The sequence below is a fragment of the Streptomyces sp. NPDC007095 genome, from assembly GCF_040634475.1.
GTDB lineage: Bacteria > Actinomycetota > Actinomycetes > Streptomycetales > Streptomycetaceae > Streptomyces.
In genome coordinates, this window is sequence record NZ_JBEYFS010000015.1 from 1 (window position 1) to 19,304 (window position 19,304).

Genomic DNA, 19,304 nt, shown 5'->3' on the forward strand with positions numbered 1-19,304 from the left:
TACAAAAACGCGGCGCCTGCGTTCGGGGAGAGGTACGAGAAAGCGCGTTCTTTCACCGCCCGGCGCCCCTTCGTTCTTCGTTCTCAGAGCGTCACTTGTTCACGATGACGGCCTGCACGGCGTTGCTGTTGACGTCGTAGACGCCGATGACCTGCTGCCCGTAGGCGAAGGCCTGCTGGACCTCGTCGTGGGTGACCTGGTTGGGGTTCACCAGGGGGCGCCAGGCGTTGTCGATGAACAGGTAGAGGATCGACGGCTGGCCGGGGAGCGGGGTGACCACGTCCCAGAAGTGCTGGGCGATCCCGCTCGTCAGGACCTGCGCCTGCTGCTGTTGCTGCTGCCCGCCGAGCTGCTGGAGCAGCTGCTGGAACGGCTGCTGCTGCCCCATCTGCTGGAGCTGCTGCTGGAGGTGCTGCGGAATCTGCTGCGGCGGGATGTGCTGCTGCGGGTTCTGGTGTTGCGGGTTCTGCAGCTGTCCGAACGGCTGCTGCAGCTGCGGTCCGAACGCCATGGGCTGCTGCTGTCCGAACTGCTGGGGCGGCGCCGTGCTCGGTCCCTGCTGCCCCAGCTGGATGCCCTGCTGGTGCCCTTGCTGCTGACTCATCTGCGGGGTGGTGCTCATACGGGTGCCACCTTCCGTGAATCATCGAATCGTTGACTTGCGGCTACGCCCTCGGATACGTCAGCCCGTGACCACCAGGCCGACGATCTCGTCCTCCGAGAACCAGACACGTACGTCGGGCCGTCCGCCCGCGAAGGCGGAGTGCACCGCCTGACGGATCTCGGGGGAGGGGTTGTTGAGGTTGCGCCAGTCACCGGCCACGAACAGCCGGATCCTGGGCGGGAGTTCGCGCGGGTACGGCAGCAGCTCGTCCCAGTACCGTTCGGCCTGGCCCGAGCCGACCGCCTCCGGCAGCAGACGGGTGACCGCCGCCCTGATGTCCGGCCGGTTGCCGATCCGCTGGGAGGCGGGCCGGCCCGGCGCGTCCTGCTGCGGGGAGCCGGTGGCCCGCAGCACCGCGCGGGCACGCTGCGGGGACATCGGTTCCTGGGCCGCCGCCTTGAGCATGCCCTGCAGCGCGGCCAGGGCACCGACCACCACCGGGGAGGCGGAGGAGGTCCCGGAGAACGTGTCCGTGTACCAGCCGATCTCCTCGGCACCGCCCTGCAGATCGCCGGGCCGGTCCCAGAAGCCGCCGGTGGTCGTGACCTCGCGCCCCCAGCCCTGTGCGTCCACCCGCGCCCCGTAGTTGGAGAAGGCGAGGCGGGAGCGGTCCGGGCCGTGGTCGCGGCCGTGCGTGCCGGGCGGCGGTGCGCCCGCGCCGACCAGCACCGCGCCGGAGGACGGGTTGGCGGGGTTGAAGGGGTTGCGCCACCACGCGGGGAACTCGGCGGGGCGCCGCTCGTACACCGCGTCGTCGAGCGACTCGGCGCCGTTGCCCGCGGCCGCCACGACGAGCACCCCCTTGGCGGTCGCGTACCGGATGGCCGCGAAGTTGTCGGGCCACCACTCGATCGCGATGTAACCCTGCTGGTCGTCGCGCTCCTCGAAGTCGAACCGCGGCCCTGGGGCGTGCAGTTCGACCAGGATGATGTCACCGGGGCCCAGCCGTTCGGCCGCCGCGTGGATCGCGGCCGCCGTGCCCATGCCCTGGAAGGACGCGGCCGCGGTCACCGCGTCCGGCGCGATGCCGGTGATCCCGCGCTCGTCGCGGTCGCCGCCGATCACCCCGATGACGGCGGTGCCGTGGTTGCGCCAGGCGAGGTCCGTCAGCGGGGTGCCGACGACCACGCCGGCGAGCTTCGCGGCCAGGTCCTCGTGGCCCAGCTGCCACGCCCCCTCCACATCGATCACCGTCACGCCCTGGCCCGTACCGCCCGGCCGCTGCCAGGCCCAGTGGGCGTCGATGCCCTCGGGCGCCGGCCGCAGATAGCCCTGGCGGCTGGTGAAGTCCGGGGTGACCGGAGCCCCTTCCTTCGTCCGGCGGCCGTCGTCCGGGCCCGCCGAGCCCTGCGCGGTCCGCCCGGCCGACCCCACCGAGGCGGGGACGGCGCCGGGCTTCACGTACGCCGTGTCGATCTCCGGCAGCGCGGCGATCCGTGAACGCAGCTCCTGGGCGCGGCTCTCGACGCCGCGCACCCGGTAGAAGAGCGCGAGGTCGTTCCCGCCCCCGCCGTCCGCCGGCTGGGACTGCCGCAGTCGTTCCTCGCCGCCGAACAGCGGCTCCAGGGCGAGCTGTTCGTCACTGAGGAACATGTTGAGGGCCGCCACGTCCGAGCCCGCCGCCGAGCGGACGCCATCGGCGCCGGCGCGCAGCCGGGCCTCGGGGCGTGCGACGACGATCAGCTCCTGCTCGGCTCCCCGGTAGGTGAACCCCGCTCCGTCGGGTCCCGGCCCGGCCGTTCCCGGGCCCTGCGTCGGCTGTACCTGGTCGGTCATCGCGTACCGCTCCTCTCGGTTCGGTCCTGCGGGTGCTGCCATGTCCCGTCCCCGGGCCGCGCCTTCGGGGCACAACCTGGCACGCCGACGGCGACTCGTCCACCCCGTCTTCGCCAACTCGGTTTGAAAACAAGTTGAATGGGGAAACCTGTGCAATCCGGCCTGAAACAGATGTCACGCAGCAAACAGGCCAAAGGCTGCGGAGCCGGGTGTCATGTGGTGGGGTGGCAGGGACAGTTGATCGCTCGACCGGTCAACTCCCGGTCCCGCCCGGAAGGACGCACCGTGACATCCACGCACCGTTCGTTCGAAGACCGTCTCAGCCGCCGAAGACTGCTCACCGCCGGTGCCGCGACCGTCGGCGCCGCGCTCGCCGGGTCCTCGGCCGGCCCGGCCCGGGCAGCGGAGAAGTCGTTACCCGCCGTCATACATCTGCCGAACGGCATCCGCCCGGAGGGCATCACCATCGGCGGCGGTGCGTACGCCTACCTCGGATCCATCGCCGACGGTTCGGTCTACCGCGCCGATCTGCGCACCGGACAGGGCCGGACCATCGCCCCGGGGCCGGGTACGGCGGCGGCCGGGCTCAAACTCGACGGCAGGGGGCGGCTGTTCATCGCCACGGTCGGTACGGGCGCCCGCGTGGTGGACGTCCGTACCGGCGCCGAACTCGCGTCGTACGTCCTCGCCACGGAGCCCGAGACCTTCGTCAACGACGTGGTCCTGACCCCCCGCGCGGTCTGGTTCACGGACTCCTACCAGCCCACGCTGTACGCGCTGCCGCTCGGCCCGGGCGGCGCCCTGCCGGACGCGGCCGACGTCGTACGGCTCCCCCTGAGCGGCGACTGGAGCCAGGTGCCCGGCGCCACGATCAACGCCAACGGGATCACGCGGACCCCGGACGGTGCCGCCCTGCTCGTCGTGCAGACCGGGGTCGGCGCCCTGCACCGGGTCGACCCGAGGACCGGAGCCACCCGGCTCGTCGACCTCGGCGACGCGGCGCCCCTCGTCAACGGCGACGGGCTGCTGCTCACCGGCCGGACGCTGTACGCGGTGCAGAACATGCAGAACGCGATCGACGTCTTCCGGCTCTCGCCCGACGGGCGCAGCGGCGTCTTCCAACGCCGCCTCACCGACCCGGGCCTCGACGTGCCGACCACCGTGGCCGCGTACGGGGACCGCCTGTACCTGCCCAACGCCCGCTTCACGACCACCCCGACGCCGGACACCCCGTACGACGTGATCGCCGTCGAACGCTGACGCGAGGAGACCGCGGGGTACGGAACGCGGAGGGGCGGTGCGCCAGGTGCGCACCGCCCCTTCCGTCAGCCCGGCTTCCGCCCGCCCGGCCCGATCCGTCTGGTCCGTCTGGTCGGTCCGATCCGTCTGGTCCGTCCGATCGGTCCGCTCAGTCCTCCGGGGAGTCCTCGTCCTCGGTGCCGGTCTCCGGCCGCGGGGACTTCGGAGGCTTCGGACGACCGCCGGGGTTGTCCCGCAGATACGAGGAGCTGTCGCTGCCGTCGGCCGTGGCGTGTCCGCCGGGGGCCGGGCCCGCCGGACCGCCGCCGTCTCGTCGCCGCAGATAGCGCTCGAACTCGCGTGCGATCGCCTCGCCCGACGCCTCCGGCAGCTCCGCGGTGTCCCGGGCCTCCTCCAGCGTCTGCACGTACTCGGCGACCTCGCTGTCCTCGGCGGCCAGCTGGTCCACGCCCAGCTGCCAGGCCCGCGCGTCCTCGGGCAGCTCGCCCAGCGGGATCCGCAGGTCGATCAGGTCCTCCAGACGGTTGAGGAGGGCCAGCGTCGCCTTCGGGTTCGGCGGCTGCGACACATAGTGCGGTACGGCCGCCCACAGCGACACCGCCGGTACGCCCGCGTGCGTGCACGCCTCCTGGAGGATGCCGACAATGCCTGTGGGGCCCTCGTACTTGGTCTCCTCCAGGTCCATCGTGCGGGCCAGGTCCGGGTCGGAGGTGACCCCGCTCACCGGTACCGGACGTGTGTGCGGGGTGTCACCGAGCAGTGCGCCCAGGATCACCACCAGCTCCACACCGAGCTCGTGCGCGAAGCCGAGCAGCTCGTTGCAGAACGAGCGCCACCGCATCGACGGCTCGATCCCGCGGACCAGCACGAGGTCGCGCGGCTTCTCGCCGCCGACCCGGACCACCGACAGGCGCGTGGTCGGCCAGGTGATCTTGCGGACCCCGCCGTCCAGCCACACCGTGGGGCGGTTCACCTGGAAGTCGTAGTAGTCCTCGGCGTCCAGCGCCGCGAACACCTCGCCCTTCCACTCCCTGTCGAGATGCGCGACCGCGGTGGAGGCGGCGTCGCCGGCGTCGTTCCAGCCCTCGAACGCGGCCACCATGACCGGGTCGATCAGCTCGGGAACCCCCTCGAGCTCGATCACCCAGCGCCTCCTTCCGACGTGCCCCTTACGTACGCCCCAACCTTACGGCGTGCCCAGGGGGCCTCCGCAGCCCCCTTGCACGGGGGAGTGAACGGATCACTGCCCCACCGAAGGGCCGGAAACACTCGTGATCGCCGTCATGAACCAGCCCCGAGTCATCCGAGCTGTTTCTACAGGGTGCTGCGCAGCCACTGCTCCACGCTCGCGATGTGCACCGTCGCCCACGAGCGGGCCGCCTCCGCGTCGCGGTCCCGCAGGGCGGACAGGATCGCCCGGTGCTCGTGAAGGGTGCGACTGACCGCGTCCTCCTGGGTGAGGCCGCGCCAGATCCGGGCCCGGGTGGTGGGTCCCGAGAGGCCGTCCAGCAGCGAGCACAGGACCGAGTTCCCGGAACTCTGCACGATGCCCCGGTGGAACTCCAGGTCGCAGGCGACGAGCTCCTCCACCGAGGGGGCGGCGCCCAGCGCGTCCAGCTGGGAGGTCAGGGCGTGCAGTTGCTGCTCGCTGATCCTCGAGGCTGCCATCGCCGTCGCGGCGGGCTCCAGGATCCGGCGCACGGCGAGGAACTCGAGCACCGTGTCGTCCCGGTGGAAGTCGACGACGAAGCTCAGCGCCTCCAGGAGGAGCTGGGGGTCGAGGCTGGTGACGTACGTGCCGTCGCCCTGCCGTACGTCCAGGATGCGGATCAGCGAGAGCGCGCGCACCGCCTCCCGCAGGGAGTTCCGGGACAGGCCGAGGTCGGCGGCGAGCTCGCTCTCCTTGGGAAGCCGGTCGCCGGGGCGCAGCGTGCCGGAGACGATCATGCCCTTGATCTTCTCGATCGCCTCATCGGTGACTGCCATGGCCGACCTCCCTGTCACTCCGGATGTCGCTGAGTCATCCGATGTCTTGGGCCATTATGTGGGGTCACCAGGCCGAACGGACACACAATCCACGGTCGCATCAGGCGAGAGCCTCCAGATCGGCGAGGGCGGCGGCCTCGTCGAGCGTCGTGAGCACGCGGTCCCGCATCAGGATCCTGCCGTCGACGACGGTGTCCCTCACGTCCGCCGAGTGCGCGGCGTAGGCGAGCGTGGACCACGGGTTGCGCACCGGCCGCACATGGGGCGCGTTCAGGTCGAGCACGATCAGGTCGGCGCGCTTGCCCGGCTCCAGGGAGCCCAGGTGGTCGCCGAGGCCCAGCGCGCGGGCACCCTCGAGGGTCGCCATCCGGACCGCCTGTTCGGCGCCCACCGCCGTGGGATCGCCGGCCGCCTTGTGGACCAGGGCCGCCTGCCGGACCGCCCCCAGCATGTCCAGCGTGTTCGAGCTGACCGCTCCGTCCGTGCCGAGCCCGACCGTCACACCCGCGCTCAGCAGGCGCGGCACCGGAGCGATGCCGCAGCCGAGTTTCAGATTGGAGACCGGACAGTGCGCGACGGAGGTGCCGGTGCGGGCCAGGGCCGCGATCTCGGGACCCGTCAGATCCACGGCGTGCGCGATCAGCAGATCGGGTCCGAGCAGCCCGAGTGAGTCGAGAAGTTCCACGGGCCGACTGCCGTGGCGGACCTCGACGGTGGCGACCTCGGTCGCGTTCTCCGCCGCGCGGATGTGCAGCAGCGCGCCGAACTCCCGTGCCAGCGCGGCGATGCCGGTGAGCTGATCGGGCGAGAGCGCGTAGGTCGAGTGCGCGAAGAGGACGGGTCGGGTGCCGGGCCGAGCCGTCGCGCGATCGGCCAGATCACGGCGGGCTCACGCCATCCGGTCCTCGTACGCGATGCCGTCCGCCGGGTCCGGTACGTCCATGAAGGTCGGCCCGGTGTGCAGCCGCCAGCCCGCCTCCCGGGCGACCCGCTCGGCCGCCTCGTGGAACCAGTACATGTCGAGCGCCGAAGTGACCCCGGCCCGTACGCTCTCGGCGATCGCGGCCCGCACCCCCGCGGCGACGTTCTTCGGCGACAGCAACTCCGCTTCCCAGCGCAGCACCCGCTCCAGGAAGCCCTGGAGCGTGACGTCGTCGGCGCGGCCGCGCAGCAGCGCCATCGCCAGGTGCGTGTGGGTGTTGACGAGGCCGGGCAGGACGAGACAGCCCGTGGCGTCGAGAGTCTCGGCGGCCTCGTACCGCGTGCGCAGCTCCTCGGCGGCGCCGACTTCACGGATCTCGCCGTCGCGGACCGCGACCGCGCCGGAGCGTACGAAGGTACCCGCCTCGTCGACGGTGAGGACGTCCCCGCCGTGGACCAGCAGATCGGCGTGCTCGCTCATGCGGCGCACGCCCTCTCTTCCGCCAGCAGACGCAGTGCTTCCAGCGCGACCACCGCACCGCGCTCCACGCCCGTCGCGACGACGTCGCGGTGCGGGTTGTAGCCGCCGGTGTTCTCCTCGTCGACCAGCTCGTCCGCGTTCGCGCCGTCGATCACGAGCACGCCGCCCGCGACGAGACCGCGCAGCGACGCGGTGACCAGCAGCGCGGACAGCTCCATCTCGATCGCCGCGAGGCCCGCGTTGTCGTAGGCGGTCAGCGGGATCAGGCCCGGCTGGAAGGCCGCCCGGGTCCACACGAGACCCCGGTGGTGCGGGGCGTCCGCGGCGCGGGCCGCGCGCTGGAGCGCGAACACCGCCTCGGGGGAGGAGACCGCCGGGTACTCCGGCGGCAGCAGCTGCTGGGTCACCCCGTCGTCCCGTACGGCCGCCTCCGCGATGACGAGATCGCCGTCCCCGATGCCCGGGCGCATCGCCCCGGCGGTGCCGAACCGCAGGAAGGTCGTGACGCCCGCGTCGGCCAGCTCCTGGAAGAGCAGGATCGCGCCCGGCGCGCCGACTCCGTGCGAGGCGACGGTGACCGGCAGACCCTTCCAACTCCCTCTGAAAACACGGTACTCACGTTGGTAGGAGACCTCCTCGACGCCGTCGAGCAGGGCGGCGACGGCCGCGGCGCGCGCCGGGTCGCCGACGACCACGGCGGACGGTGGCAGACCGGTGCGGGGTATGCGGGTGATGGGCAGCAGGTCCTGGGTCATGAGACGGCTCCAGCGGGGGTGGTACGGCGACGGCGGCGTGCCGTCGTGAGGAAGAGGGCGCCGAGCGTGACGACGTACGGCGCGGCGTCGGTCGCCTGCTGGGGCAGGCCGAGGCCCTGCAGACGGAAGCCGGCGGCCTCGGCGAGGCCGAAGAGCAGCGCGGCGAGCAGGACGCCGAGAGGCAGGGCACGGCCGAGCATGACCGTGACGACGGCGATCCAGCCGCGCCCCGCCGTCATGTTCTCGGAGAACAACGTGACGTTGCCGAGGGCGAGTTGGGCCCCCGCGAGCCCGCACAGGACACCCGAGACGAGTACGGCCGCGTACTGGTACTTGGCCGGGCTGACACCGAGGGTCGCCGCGGCCTGAGGCGCCTCGCCGACCCCGCGCAGGCGCAGTCCCCACACGTGCCGGGTCGCTGTAGCGCCGGAACTGGGGCGTGTCGAGGACGTCCACCGCGCCGACCTTGCCGCTCTTGCTGAGCAGTCCGGCCTCCGCGCCCGCGAGGTACACGCCCTCGTGCTCGCGGAAGACCGCGCAACCGACGTTCTTGAACATCTTCGTCGTGCACGCGTCGACCATCAGGAACTGCTGGTCGGTGTGGGCCTTGGCCTGCTGCGCGACCAGGTCGGCGAACTCGAAGCCGACCAGCACGATGACGTCGGGCCTGGCTTCCACCGCGGCCTGCACGTTCTGCTGCTGCGAGGCGGTGTCGGAGGACTCGTAAACCTTCTGCGTCCCGTCGTGCGCCTTGGCCGCGGCCTTCACCCCGTCGACCGCGAGCTTCAGGAACTCGTTCTGCCCGACGGCGTCGGGAGTGACCAGAGTGAAGGACTTGCCGCCGCTCTTGGCGCCTTCGGAGGAACTGTCCTTGGCGGCGGCGTTGCAGGCGGTGGCGAGGAGCGCGGTGCCCGCCGCGAGGGCGGCGAACCGGAGGGGGCGGCGACTTCTGCGGGACACGGGGGACATGGGGATGACCTTCCGGTGGGTGCGGCGGGGCACGCCGGGGCGGCAGCGCGAAGAGGGTGGAGCGGTGAGGGGGGGTGGAGCTCGGGGCGAACGGCGGGAGCTGAACTGCGGTCAGCTACGACAGCCGTCGGCGGCGCACCGGCCGAAGTCGAGGAAGCGGCGCATCGTGAGCAGCACACGTCCTCCTTCACGTCGGCCTGGGGGCTGCGGGTGCCGGAGAGTAACACCGGTTTCAGGACACGTGTCCGACTGTCTCGAACTGTGGTTCGTAAAGGTCATGTACGGTGTCGCGCATCTTCGGAACATCAGGAGTGCCCGTTATGCCCCAGGAACTGCGCGCCGTCGACTGGACCGGAAACAGCCTCGCGCTCATCGACCAGACGGTGCTGCCGCACCGCACCGAGACCCGCGAGATCCGTGACGTGGACGGGCTGGTGGACGCGATCCAGCGGCTCGTCGTGCGCGGCGCGCCGGCGATCGGGGCGGCGGGGGCGTACGGGGTGGCGCTCGCGCTGTTGCAGGGCGAGCGCGAGGGCTGGTCGGCCGAGGAGACGCGGGCGGCCGTGGCCCGCGTCCGTGCGGCGCGCCCGACCGCGGTCAACCTCATGGTGTGCGTCGACCGTGTGATGGCCCGCTTCGACGAGGGACTCGACGCGGTGCTCGCGGAGGCCGAGGCCGTCCAACGCGAGGACGTCGAGGCGAACCGGGCGATGGGGGCGTACGGCGCGGACTGGCTGCTCAAGAAGGCCGGGGCCAACCGGCCGCTGCGGGTGCTCACGCACTGCAACACCGGTGCGCTCGCCACCGCCGGCTGGGGCACGGCGCTCGGCGTCATCCGTGAACTGCACGCGCGCGGCCTGGTCGAGGTCGTGTACGCCGACGAGACGCGTCCCCTCCTCCAGGGCTCCCGCCTCACCGCCTGGGAACTCGTCCAGGAGGGCATCCCGCACTACGTCCAGGCCGACGGTGCCGCCGCGGGAACGATTCTGAGGGGCGAGGTCGACGCGGCGATCGTCGGTGCCGACCGCATCGCCGCCAACGGCGACACGGCCAACAAGGTGGGCACGGTCGGGGTCGCCCTCGCCTGCGCGGACGCCGGAATCCCGTTCCTGGTGGCCGCCCCCACCACGACGGTCGACCTGGCCACGGCCACGGGTGCCGACATCCACATCGAACTCCGTGGCGAGGACGAGGTACTGGAGTGGTCGGGCATACGCACGGCGCCCATCGGGTCCCGAGGCCACAACCCGGCCTTCGACGTCACCCCGGGCCGCCTGGTGACGGGCCTGGTGACGGAGCGCGGGGTGCTGGAGATATCGGCAGGCGAACTCCCGGCCCACCACCTGCGTTAGCCGCAGGGGCGGACTCACACGGTGCTTTCGTCCCGGGTGAGTCCACCTCTTTCGTCCCGGGTGAGTCCACCCGCCGCGGTCGCTCAGCGGCCCGTCAGTTCCAACTCCAGCAGCCACTCCACCACTTCGGTGTGATGGCGGGCCCGGCGCGGGTCCGTGCCCCAGACGTACAGCCCGTGGCCCGCGACGACGACCGCCGGCATGCGGGGGTCGCGAGCCGCTTCCAGGCGGTCGCCAAGGACCTTCATGTCCTGGCTGTTGGCGATGACGGGGAGGGTGACCTCGACGTCGTGGGCGGGCAGGCCGACGCCCTTGAGCATCTCCAGGTCCCGGAACACGATGCCTCCGGGCTCCCGGCGCCCCATGGCCACGGACGCGACCGTGTGGACGTGGACGACAGCCCCCGCACCCGTGAGCGCGGCCACGCGCGCGTGCAGCTCGGCCTCCGCCGACGGCTTCCCGCCGGCGACCGCCGCACCCGAACCGTCCACCAGCACCACGTCGTCGGGCGTGAGTTCACCCTTGTCGTGCCCGCTCGCGGTGACGGCGAGCCGCAGCGGGTCCCGGCTCAGGACGACGGACAGGTTGCCGGACGTGCCGCGCATCCAGCCGAAGGAGGCGAAGCGGGCCGACTCGGCGGCCAGGACCGCGCCCGCCTCCTTGAGGTCGAGGGCCGGTGTCTCGGCGGTCATGTGGTGCTCCTCGCGATGGTGATCTCGTCGAACGTCCCCGCCTGCGGGTGATCGCCGACGCCCTGCTCGTAGTACGGCTCCCCGGGGCGGCGTACCCCCACGGTCCGCCACCCGGCCGCCCGCGCCGCGTCCAGCTCGCCGGGCCGGTCGGAGAGGAAGAGCAGCCGGTCGGGCGCGCTGCCCAGCGCCGCCGCGATCGTCGCGTACGACGCCGGCTCCTGTTTGGGTCCCGCGTTCTCCGTGTCGTACAACCCCTCGACGAGCGGCAGCAGATCGCCCTCGGGACTGGACCGGAACCAGGCCCGCTGCGCCGCCACGGACCCCGACGAGTACACGTGCAGCCGTACGCCCGCCGCGTGCCACGCGCGCAGCGCCGGGACGACGTCCTCGTAGAAGTGCGAGACGAGGTCGCCGCGTGCGAAGCCCTCGGACCAGATGATGCCCTGGAGGGTCTTGAGCGGGGTGGCCTTGCGATCCTCGTCGAGCCAGCCGTTCAGGGCCTTCTCGACGCGGGCGGCGTCCGCGTCGGGCTCCGCGATCAGCTCCCGCACCTGCGCGGTCGCCCGCGCCACCTCCGGATCACCGCTCCGCTCCGAGAGCAGCGCTCCGAACCGAGAGCGGGAGTACGGGTACAGCACGTCCACGACGAAGCCCGTGGCGCTCGTGGTGCCCTCGATGTCGAGCACCACGGCGTCCACGTCGAACCGGAGCGTCACGCCGTGGCCCGGTCCCGCTGGTACCCCGCGTCGATCGTGTCGAAGTCCGGGAAGCGGTCCGCGATCCGGTCACCGGTGAAGTTCCCGACCCAGCCGTCCTCCTCGTGGAAGAACCGGATCGCGGTGAACGACGGCGACGTCCCCATGTCGAACCAGTGCGTCGTACCGCGCGGCACGCCCAGCAGGTCACCCTTCTCGCACAGCACGGCGTGCACCTCGCCGCCGACGTGGAGGTAGAAGATCCCGGACCCCGAGACGAAGAAGCGCACCTCGTCATCGTCGTCGTGCGTGTGCTCCTGGAGGAACTTCGCGCGCGCCCCCTTCGCCTTGGCGGGGTACTCGGGGTCGTCGCTCGGGTGCAGCCCGAGGACGTCGACCGTCGTGAAGCCCTCCTCCGCGTTCAGCTTCTCGATCTCGGCACCGTAGGCGGCGAACACCGTGTCGCTGTCCGCGTCCGCGGGCACGTCCTCGCGGACCGGCCACTGCTCGTAGCGCACACCGATCGGCGCGAGCGCGGCGGCGATCTCGGCCGGGTCGGAGGTACGGCGCACCAGTGTCTCGGGTCCGGACTCGGGCCAGGTCGTCAGCAGGGTCATGAGAGAAACTCCAAGGGATGGATGGGATGTCCGGATACCGAGACTGGCATCGGTGCCCGGCCCAGAGACGAGGAAGGCGGCGTGCAGGAGGCGGGAGAGCCGGTGGTCAGCCGCGACACGCCGCGCCGGTGCAGCGGTGCATCGCTGTCGCGCATGGTGTCGTCATCGGAAGCCTCACTGTCCGACATCGTCCGGCGATGGTAACTCCCGCCCGGTGATCGGCCGAGTGTGACGAAGTGGTTGTTCCACATACTGAGAAACGACGTCCAATACTTTGACGGCTGGCTGGAAACGTTCACATGATCTGCCTATGAAGACGCTGCTGCTCGTGCGGCGGCTGTACGTGGACTTGCTCCGGTCGACCACAGCCCGCTGTCGCTGACCTACCCCGGAGCGCTCAACCACGCCCCGCCCTCGGTGCGTTCCCCGTGAACCCGAGGCGCCCGCCCGTGTACGAGACGTATGTCGCCCTGGCATGTTTCCTCCCCGGCGCTCCGGACCGGCACTCCCTCTTCGCCTCGCTCATCCTGCTTGCCCAGCTCTGGAGCCCTCATGTCCCGTGCCGCCCGTACCCGCGTCCCCCTCGCCGCGCTGTCGCTCGCCTCCGTCTGCGCGCTCTTCCTCGCGGGCTGCTCCCAGTCCTCCAACGCCTCGCAGAGCACCGGCGACCGGGCCGCCTCGGCCTCCGCCGCGACCGGCAAGAAGCCCGCCCCGTTCAGCAAGGGCGACGTGAAGGTGGCCCTGGTCCGGCAGAGCGGCGCCGGCGACTACTTCGAGCAGTGGGGCAACGGCGCCAAGGCGCAGGCCAAGGCCCTCGGCATCGACCTGACCGTGTACGACGCCCAGGCCGACAACGCCAAGCAGGCCACCGACCTGTCCTCGGCCATCAACTCCGGCGCGCAGGCCGTCATCGTCGACCACGGCTTCCCGGCCACGATCCAGCCCGAGATCGACCAGGCGGTGAAGAAGGGCATCAAGGTCGTCGTCTACGACGTCGAGACCACCGACAAGAGTGTCGTCAGCACCGAGCAGGACGACGCGAGCATGGCGCAGGCCGTGCTCGACGTCATGGCGAAGGACCTCGGCAAGAACGCCAAGGTCGGTTACGTCAACGTCGCCGGGTACGCCGCCCTCGACAAGCGCGACAGCGTCTGGAAGAAGACCGCCGACGCCAATGGCTGGAAGCAGGCGTTCAAGGTCGGCAAGGTCACCGACTCCACCGCCACCGACAACGTTCCCCTGGTGTCCGCCGCGCTCACCCAGAACTCCGATGTGACCGGCGTCTTCGCCCCCTACGACGAACTCGCCAAGGGCACCGTCCTCGCCGTCCAGAACAAGAAGCTCCAGGGCAAGGTGAAGGTCTTCGGCGCGGACGTCTCCAACGCCGACATCCAGAACATGACCGCCAAGGACAGCCCGTGGGTCGCCACGGCGGGCACCGACCCGTCCGCGGTCGGCGCCGCAGTCGTCCGTACGGCCGCCCTGGATCTGGCCGGCCAGCTGAACACCACCTCGGTCGAGTTCCCGGCCGTCGCCATCACCCGGGACTTCCTGAAGCAGAACAAGATCGAGAACATGGACCAGCTGCGCACGGCGCTGCCCGCGCTGAACCTCTCCAAGGTCAGCACCGCGGACTGGATTCCCAATGTCGCCCACTGACGCACCGGTGGAGAGCGCGGCGGTCGCCCTCCGCGACGTCAGCATGGCCTTCGGGGGCAGGACGGTGCTCGCCTCCGTCTCCCTCGACATCGCGCCGGGCAGCGTCGTCGCGCTGCTCGGCGCGAACGGCGCCGGCAAGTCCACGCTCATCAAGATCCTGTCCGGCGTGCACACGGAGCATGGCGGCCAGGTGAGCGTGAACGGCGTGCCCGTCGCGCTCCACTCGCCGCTCGCCGCCCGCCAGTTGGGCATCCAGACGGTGCACCAGCGCATCGGCGAGGGCATCGTGCCAGGCCTTTCGGTCGCCGAGAACCTGGTCTTCGAGGAGCTGGCCCAGACGCGCGGCAACCCCTTCCTCAACGGACGCCGGCTGCTGGCCCGGGCCCGCGAGATCCAGTCGGCCCTGGACCTCGGCTGGAGCGACGCCGTGCTCAGGAGGGACGTCACCGAACTCGGCATCTCCGACCGCCAGTTGCTGATCCTGGCCCGGGCCCTGGCGACCCGGCCCCGCCTCCTCGTCCTCGACGAGCCGACCTCCGCGCTCTCCGCCGCCGAGGCGGAGCGCCTGTTCGCGCTCGTCGAACGGATGAGGTCGGAGGGCATCGCGGTGCTCTACGTCTCCCACCGCCTCGGCGAGATCGACGCGCTCGCCGACCGCCTGGTCGTCCTGCGGGACGGCCGTCTCACCGAGGACCAGGTCAAGCCCTTCGACTGGGACAGCGCCCTGCGCGCCATGCTCGCCGAGGCCCAGGAGACGACCACCGCCCGGCCGCAGCACACGGGCGAACACGGCGAGGTCGTCCTCTCCCTGCGCGGCGTCCCGCTCCTGGCGGGCCACCCGCCCCAGGACCTCGACCTGCGCGTCGGCGAGGTCACCGGCGTCGTCGGGCTGCTGGGCGCGGGCAAGACCGAACTGGCCCGCGGCCTCTTCGGCGCCGAACCTTTCACCGGGGGAGCCGTCGAGCTGGACGGCAAGCCCTACGAGCCGCGCCGCCCGGCCGACGCCATCCGCGGCGGCATCCACCTGGTCCCGGAGGACCGGCACGCGGACGCGCTGGTCCCCGGCTGGTCGGTGGCCCAGAACATCTCCCTGCCGTTCCTCAGGTCGCTCTCCACGGTGGGACTCGTGAGCCGCGCCAAGGAGGACGCGCTCGGCCGCGCCACCATCGAGCAGCTCGGCGTCGTCGCCCGGGACGAACACAGCACCGTCGAGGAGCTGTCCGGCGGCAACCAGCAGAAGGTCGTCGTCGGCCGCTGGCTCGCCGAGAACCCCCGTGTCCTCATCCTGGACGAGCCGTTCCGAGGTGTGGACATCGGCGCCCGCCGCGACATCGGCCGCCGCGCCCGCGCCCTGGCCGCCGAAGGAGCCGCCGTCCTCGTCCTGTCCGCCGACGTGGACGAGATCCTCGAGATCGCCGACCGGGTCGTCGTCCTGGCCGCGGGCGAGATCCGCCTCGACGCCTACGGGGAAGACGCGGAGCGCGACCGCGTGATCCAGACCATCTCGGCGTCCGTCTGATGCCCGGCACACCAGGAGGTACGCCATGACGACCACTCAGAGCACCCCCGTGCGGGCGGCGACCCCGTCCGCGCCCGCCGTCGGCCACCGGATCCAGAACGCCGTCATCAAGTACGGCTTCATCTTCGTCACCGTCACGCTCTTCGCGTACTTCGCGATCAGCGAGCCGTCCTTCCGCGACTCGGCGACGCTCCTCGACACCCTCCGGTACGTCTCCGTCGCCGCCGTCCTCGGCCTCGGCGTCACGCTCACCATGGCCGTCGGCGGAATGGACATGTCCGTCGGCGCCGTCGCCGGGCTCGGCGTCACGGTCGCCGCGAAGACGATGGTCACCTACAACCAGGTCGGCACGGTCGCGATCCTCGCGGTCGTCGCGGCGGGCGCACTGGCCGGGTTGCTGAACGCCCTGCTGATCGTCGTCCTCAAGATCCCCGACATGCTGGCCACGCTCGGCACCATGTTCGTGATCCAGGGCACCAAACTCATCCTGGTCGACGGCCAGTCCATCACCCCCGGCATGACCCAGTCCGACGGCACCACCGCGCCCGGCAGGTTCACCGAGGGCTTCCTGCGCATCGACCGCGGCAGCTTCCTCGGCGTACCCGTCTCGGTGCTGATCTTCGGCGCGCTGACCGTCGTCGCCTGGGTGTTCCTGGCCCGCACCCGCTGGGGGCGTGTGCTGTACGCGATCGGCGCCAACCCCGAGGCCGCGCGGCTGGCCGGCATCCGCGTCGGCGCGTACCGGGCACTCGCCTACGTCCTGTCCGGCGTCCTCGCCTCCGTCGGCGGCCTGATCCTGGCCTCCCGCATCGGCCAGGGTGATGTCTCCGCCGGTACCTCCCAGCTGCTCGAAGCCGTCGCCGTCGCCCTCGTCGGCACCTCCGTCCTCGGCCGGGGCCGCCCCAACGTCTGGGGCACGGCCCTGGGCGCCGTCCTGATCGGGATCATCACCACGGGTCTGACCATCGAGGGACTGCCGTACTACACGCAGGACGTCGTCGAGGGCGCGGTCCTCATCCTCGCCCTGGTCTTCAGCTTCACCCTGTCCAAGCGCCGCACCGCATAAGGGAGTTACGAGTCGATGGGCTACCGCATCCTGGAGACCGAGGACGTCGCCGGCTATCTGCGCGAGCGCGGCCACTGGGGCACCGACGAGCCGGAGGTCCGCGAGGTCTCCGACGGCAACATGAACCGCGTCTTCCTCGCCACCGCCACCGACGGCTCCCGGAGCCTCGCCGTCAAGCAGGCCCTGCCCTGGGTGCGGGTCGCGGGCCCCTCCTGGCCGATGAGCCCCGAGCGCGCCGACGCCGAGGCCCGCGCCTACGAGCAGGTCGCCAAGGTCGCCCCGGACAAGATCCCGGCGATCCACGGCTACGACTCCGGCAACTACGCCCTCGTCATGGAGGACATGTCCGACCTGGAGGTGCTGCGCACGATCCTCAACGAGGGCGGCACCTACGGCCCGGACACCTCCCGCCGCATAGGCGAGTTCGTCGCCCAGCTCTCCTTCGCCACCAGCGACTTCGGCATGCCCTCCGCCGAACGCAAGGCGCTGATCGCGGCCTCCGTCAGCCCCGAGCTGTGCAAGATCACCGAGGACGTCGTGTTCTGCGAGCCGTACCTCGAGCACGAGCACAACCACTGGCACCCCGGCCTCGACGACCTCACCGCCGCCTTCCGCTCCGACCCGCGACTGCGCACCGAGGTCGCCGAACTGCGCCACCTCTTCATGACCGGCGCACAGGCCCTGCTCCACGGAGACCTGCACACCGGCAGCATCATGGTCGGCACGCGCGAGGGCGCCCCGGTGGTACGGGTCTTCGACCCCGAGTTCTCCTTCGTCGGGCCGATCGGCTTCGACCTCGGCCTGTACTGGGCGAACACGCTCGTCTCCGCGGCCCGCGCCGACGCGCTCGGTGTCGAGGGTGACCACGGCGACCAACTCCGGCTCTCCTGGGACGCGTTCAGGGCGGAGTTCCGCCGCCTGTGGCCGACCCGCGTCGACACCTTCTTCGACGACGCCTTCCTCGACCGCTTCCTGGACCGCGTCTGGACCGAGTCCCTGGGCTTCGCCGGCGCGGAGATCGTCCGCCGCGTCATCGGCTTCGCCCACCTCACCGACCTCACCACCCTCCCGGACCCGGTACCCGCCTCCCGGCGCGCGCTCCTCCTCGGGCGCGAACTGATCGTCCGCCGCGCGGAGTTGACGTCACCCGAGGACGTCGAGGCACTCCTGCGCTGACGGGCGCTCGGCTGTGGCGGCGCACGCGGAGGGGCGGCTCCCCCCGTGGGAGCCGCCCCTCAAACCGATCGGATCACCCGCTCAGGGTGTGGTCACTTCTTGTCGAGCAGGTCCTGCACCTTGCCGCGGACCTCGTCCGTGGCGAGCCCGCGGATCGTCAGCGTCGTACGGCGGCGCAGCACGTCGTCCGTCGTCTCGGCCCACTCGTGGTCGCGGGCCCACACGACCTGCGCCCAGATCTCCGGGGCGTCCGGGTGGACACGCTCGCCGAGTTCCGGGTTCTCGTTGGCCAGGCGCGCGATGTCGAAGGCCAGCGAACCGTAGTGCGTCGCCAGGTGCTTGGCGGTGTCGGCGCCCATACGGGGGCCGGGCGCCGGGCCGTCGACGAGCAGCCGGTGGGCGACCGCGCGCGGGTTGGCGACACCCGGCAGCGGCAGCTTCTTCGGCAGCTCGGAGATCGGCTCGAAGTCCTCGCCCAGCGGGTGGCCCGGCAGCGACTCCAGCTTCTTCATGACCGTACGGCCGATGTGCCGGAAGGTGGTCCACTTGCCGCCCGCGACGGACAGCATCCCGCCACGGCCCTCCGTGACGACCGTCTCGCGCTTGGCCTTCGAGGTGTCGCCGGGGCCGCCGGGCAGCACCCGCAGACCGGCGAAGGAGTACGTGATCAGATCACGGGAGAGCTGCTGGTCGCGGATGGAGAACGCGGCCTCGTCCAGGATCTGGGATATGTCCTTCTCGGTGACCGAGACGTCCGCCGGGTCGCCCTCGTACTCCTCGTCGGTCGTGCCGAGCAGCAGCATGTCCTCCCAGGGGAGGGCGAAGGTGATGCGGTACTTGTCGATCGGGGTCGCGAGCGCGGCCTTCCAGGGGGAGGTGCGCTTGAGGACCAGGTGCGCGCCCTTGGAGAGGCGGATGGACGGCGCCGCGTTCGGGTCCTCCATCCTGCGCAGGTGGTCGACCCAGGGGCCGGTGGCGTTGAGGACGAGGTGCGCGTTGACCCCGAACTCCGCGCCGTTCGTACCGTCCTTGAGGTCCGCGCCCGTGACCCGGCCCTTGGTGAAGCGCAGGCCGGTCACCTCCGCGTGGTTGAGGACGACCGCGCCCGCCTCGACGGCCGCGCGGACCGTCATCAGCGCCATGCGCGCGTCGTTCATCTGGTCGTCGCCGTACACGGCCACGGCCTTGAGGTTCTCGGTGCGCAGTTCCGGCACGTCCTGCTGCGCCTTGGCCGGCGAGAGCAGATGGCCGACGCCGTCGCCGAACGCCGACAGTGCGGAGTAGGCGAAGACGCCCGCCCCGAGCTTTGCCGCGCCGTGCGGCCCGCCCTTGTACACGGGGAGGTAGAACGTGAGCGGGTTCGCCAGGTGGGGGGCCACCTGGCGGGAGACCGCACGGCGCTCGAAGTGGTTCTCCGCCACCAGCTTCACCGCGCCGGTCTGCAGGTAGCGCAGACCGCCGTGGAGCAGCTTGGAGGAGGCGGAGGAGGTGGCGCCGGCGAAGTCGCCGGCGTCGACCAGAGCCACCCGCAGACCGGACTGCGCGGCGTGCCAGGCGGTGGAGATGCCCAGGATGCCGCCGCCGATCACGAGAAGGTCGTACGTCGCCTTGGAGAGCTGCTCCCGGGTCTCGGCGCGGCTCGGGTTGGAGCCGGAGGCCGGGTGCGTACCGAGGGCAGGCACGGACTGCAGGGTGGACTGACTGGTCATTGCGGGT

General features: G+C 71.5%; 15 protein-coding genes and 3 pseudogenes. 6 read left to right on the forward strand and 12 right to left on the reverse strand.

Annotation, left to right across the window (positions count from 1 at the left end):
* Nucleotides 1–91: 91 nt before the first annotated feature.
* Complete coding sequence (locus tag ABZ656_RS07650; RefSeq protein WP_101406081.1) at nt 92–622, reverse strand: hypothetical protein; 531 nt, start codon at nt 620–622, stop codon at nt 92–94.
* Between the two features lie 60 nt (nt 623–682).
* On the reverse strand, nt 683–2,440 hold the full coding sequence (locus tag ABZ656_RS07655) for a S8 family peptidase (RefSeq protein WP_360265579.1): 1,758 nt from the start codon (nt 2,438–2,440) through the stop codon (nt 683–685).
* 285 nt (nt 2,441–2,725) lie between these two features.
* Between ABZ656_RS07655 and ABZ656_RS07660 the strand changes: the two genes are divergently transcribed.
* Nucleotides 2,726–3,700 (forward strand): superoxide dismutase, encoded by a 975-nt coding sequence (locus ABZ656_RS07660; protein WP_101406083.1) that lies wholly within the window; start codon nt 2,726–2,728, stop codon nt 3,698–3,700.
* Nucleotides 3,701–3,848: 148 nt separating this feature from the next.
* Here the strand turns inward: ABZ656_RS07660 and ABZ656_RS07665 are convergent, their stop codons facing one another.
* The 6 genes and pseudogenes from ABZ656_RS07665 to ABZ656_RS07690 form a co-directional block, all read right to left on the reverse strand.
* Nucleotides 3,849–4,844: a PAC2 family protein gene (locus ABZ656_RS07665; RefSeq protein WP_095855555.1), complete on the reverse strand. Its 996-nt coding sequence runs from the start codon at nt 4,842–4,844 to the stop codon at nt 3,849–3,851.
* A 170-nt stretch (nt 4,845–5,014) separates the two neighbouring features.
* On the reverse strand, nt 5,015–5,686 hold the full coding sequence (locus ABZ656_RS07670) for a FadR/GntR family transcriptional regulator (RefSeq protein WP_054231141.1): 672 nt from the start codon (nt 5,684–5,686) through the stop codon (nt 5,015–5,017).
* A gap of 100 nt (nt 5,687–5,786) precedes the next feature.
* Nucleotides 5,787–7,088 (reverse strand): annotated as a pseudogene (locus ABZ656_RS07675) (amidohydrolase).
* Nucleotides 7,085–7,843, reverse strand: coding sequence for a nucleoside phosphorylase (locus tag ABZ656_RS07680; RefSeq protein ID WP_360265652.1), 759 nt, complete (start codon nt 7,841–7,843; stop codon nt 7,085–7,087). Before ABZ656_RS07680 ends, ABZ656_RS07675 begins: the two are co-directional and overlap by 4 nt.
* Nucleotides 7,840–8,259 (reverse strand): annotated as a pseudogene (locus ABZ656_RS07685) (ABC transporter permease); the annotation flags it as partial. The gene ABZ656_RS07680 and the pseudogene ABZ656_RS07685, both read right to left, overlap by 4 nt.
* A pseudogene (locus ABZ656_RS07690) lies at nt 8,255–8,803 on the reverse strand (BMP family ABC transporter substrate-binding protein); the annotation flags it as partial. The pseudogenes ABZ656_RS07690 and ABZ656_RS07685, both read right to left, overlap by 5 nt.
* Before the next feature lie 329 nt (nt 8,804–9,132).
* Here ABZ656_RS07690 and mtnA point away from each other — a divergent pair.
* Nucleotides 9,133–10,164 (forward strand): S-methyl-5-thioribose-1-phosphate isomerase, encoded by a 1,032-nt coding sequence (mtnA, locus tag ABZ656_RS07695; RefSeq protein WP_101406085.1) that lies wholly within the window; start codon nt 9,133–9,135, stop codon nt 10,162–10,164.
* 83 nt (nt 10,165–10,247) lie between these two features.
* On the opposite strand, the gene mtnB is transcribed toward mtnA, so the two are convergent.
* The 3 genes from mtnB to ABZ656_RS07710 are packed head-to-tail and all read right to left on the reverse strand — an operon-like array spanning nt 10,248 to nt 12,168.
* Nucleotides 10,248–10,856: a methylthioribulose 1-phosphate dehydratase gene (gene mtnB / locus ABZ656_RS07700; RefSeq protein ID WP_075027707.1), complete on the reverse strand. Its 609-nt coding sequence runs from the start codon at nt 10,854–10,856 to the stop codon at nt 10,248–10,250.
* Complete coding sequence (mtnC, locus tag ABZ656_RS07705; RefSeq protein WP_101406086.1) at nt 10,853–11,572, reverse strand: acireductone synthase; 720 nt, start codon at nt 11,570–11,572, stop codon at nt 10,853–10,855. Before mtnC ends, mtnB begins: the two co-directional genes overlap by 4 nt.
* Nucleotides 11,569–12,168, reverse strand: coding sequence for a cupin domain-containing protein (locus ABZ656_RS07710; RefSeq protein ID WP_099923546.1), 600 nt, complete (start codon nt 12,166–12,168; stop codon nt 11,569–11,571). Before ABZ656_RS07710 ends, mtnC begins: the two co-directional genes overlap by 4 nt.
* A gap of 552 nt (nt 12,169–12,720) precedes the next feature.
* On the opposite strand from ABZ656_RS07710, the gene ABZ656_RS07715 reads away from it, so the two are divergent.
* The 4 genes from ABZ656_RS07715 to mtnK are packed head-to-tail and all read left to right on the forward strand — an operon-like array spanning nt 12,721 to nt 17,588.
* Nucleotides 12,721–13,827, forward strand: coding sequence for a substrate-binding domain-containing protein (locus ABZ656_RS07715; RefSeq protein ID WP_360265586.1), 1,107 nt, complete (start codon nt 12,721–12,723; stop codon nt 13,825–13,827).
* Entirely contained in the window at nt 13,814–15,346 is a 1,533-nt protein-coding gene (locus tag ABZ656_RS07720; protein ID WP_101406088.1) for a sugar ABC transporter ATP-binding protein, read from the forward strand. The genes ABZ656_RS07715 and ABZ656_RS07720 overlap by 14 nt, the downstream gene beginning before the upstream one ends.
* A 25-nt stretch (nt 15,347–15,371) precedes the next feature.
* Nucleotides 15,372–16,412 carry an ABC transporter permease gene (locus ABZ656_RS07725; RefSeq protein ID WP_360265590.1) on the forward strand — a complete coding sequence of 347 codons (1,041 nt, stop codon included), beginning with the start codon at nt 15,372–15,374 and terminating at the stop codon, nt 16,410–16,412.
* A 15-nt stretch (nt 16,413–16,427) separates the two neighbouring features.
* Nucleotides 16,428–17,588, forward strand: a complete 1,161-nt coding sequence (gene mtnK / locus ABZ656_RS07730) for an S-methyl-5-thioribose kinase (RefSeq protein WP_360265593.1) — start codon at nt 16,428–16,430, stop codon at nt 17,586–17,588.
* Nucleotides 17,589–17,680: 92 nt separating this feature from the next.
* Here the strand turns inward: mtnK and ABZ656_RS07735 are convergent, their stop codons facing one another.
* Nucleotides 17,681–19,297, reverse strand: a complete 1,617-nt coding sequence (locus ABZ656_RS07735; protein ID WP_101406091.1) for a glycerol-3-phosphate dehydrogenase/oxidase — start codon at nt 19,295–19,297, stop codon at nt 17,681–17,683.
* Between the last annotated feature and the right edge of the window lie 7 nt (nt 19,298–19,304).

Bases quoted from the DNA above. Each gene is read 5' to 3' on its own strand.
- ABZ656_RS07650 (WP_101406081.1), bottom strand. From the start codon at position 622: ATGAGCACCACCCCGCAGATGAGTCAGCAGCAAGGGCACCAGCAGGGC.
- ABZ656_RS07655 (WP_360265579.1), bottom strand. From the start codon at position 2,440: ATGACCGACCAGGTACAGCCGACGCAGGGCCCGGGAACGGCCGGGCCG.
- ABZ656_RS07670 (WP_054231141.1), bottom strand. From the start codon at position 5,686: ATGGCAGTCACCGATGAGGCGATCGAGAAGATCAAGGGCATGATCGTC.
- ABZ656_RS07680 (WP_360265652.1), bottom strand. From the start codon at position 7,843: ATGACCCAGGACCTGCTGCCCATCACCCGCATACCCCGCACCGGTCTG.
- mtnA (WP_101406085.1), top strand. From the start codon at position 9,133: ATGCCCCAGGAACTGCGCGCCGTCGACTGGACCGGAAACAGCCTCGCG.
- mtnB (WP_075027707.1), bottom strand. From the start codon at position 10,856: ATGACCGCCGAGACACCGGCCCTCGACCTCAAGGAGGCGGGCGCGGTC.
- ABZ656_RS07710 (WP_099923546.1), bottom strand. From the start codon at position 12,168: ATGACCCTGCTGACGACCTGGCCCGAGTCCGGACCCGAGACACTGGTG.
- ABZ656_RS07715 (WP_360265586.1), top strand. From the start codon at position 12,721: ATGTCCCGTGCCGCCCGTACCCGCGTCCCCCTCGCCGCGCTGTCGCTC.
- ABZ656_RS07720 (WP_101406088.1), top strand. From the start codon at position 13,814: ATGTCGCCCACTGACGCACCGGTGGAGAGCGCGGCGGTCGCCCTCCGC.
- ABZ656_RS07725 (WP_360265590.1), top strand. From the start codon at position 15,372: ATGACGACCACTCAGAGCACCCCCGTGCGGGCGGCGACCCCGTCCGCG.
- mtnK (WP_360265593.1), top strand. From the start codon at position 16,428: ATGGGCTACCGCATCCTGGAGACCGAGGACGTCGCCGGCTATCTGCGC.
- ABZ656_RS07735 (WP_101406091.1), bottom strand. From the start codon at position 19,297: ATGACCAGTCAGTCCACCCTGCAGTCCGTGCCTGCCCTCGGTACGCAC.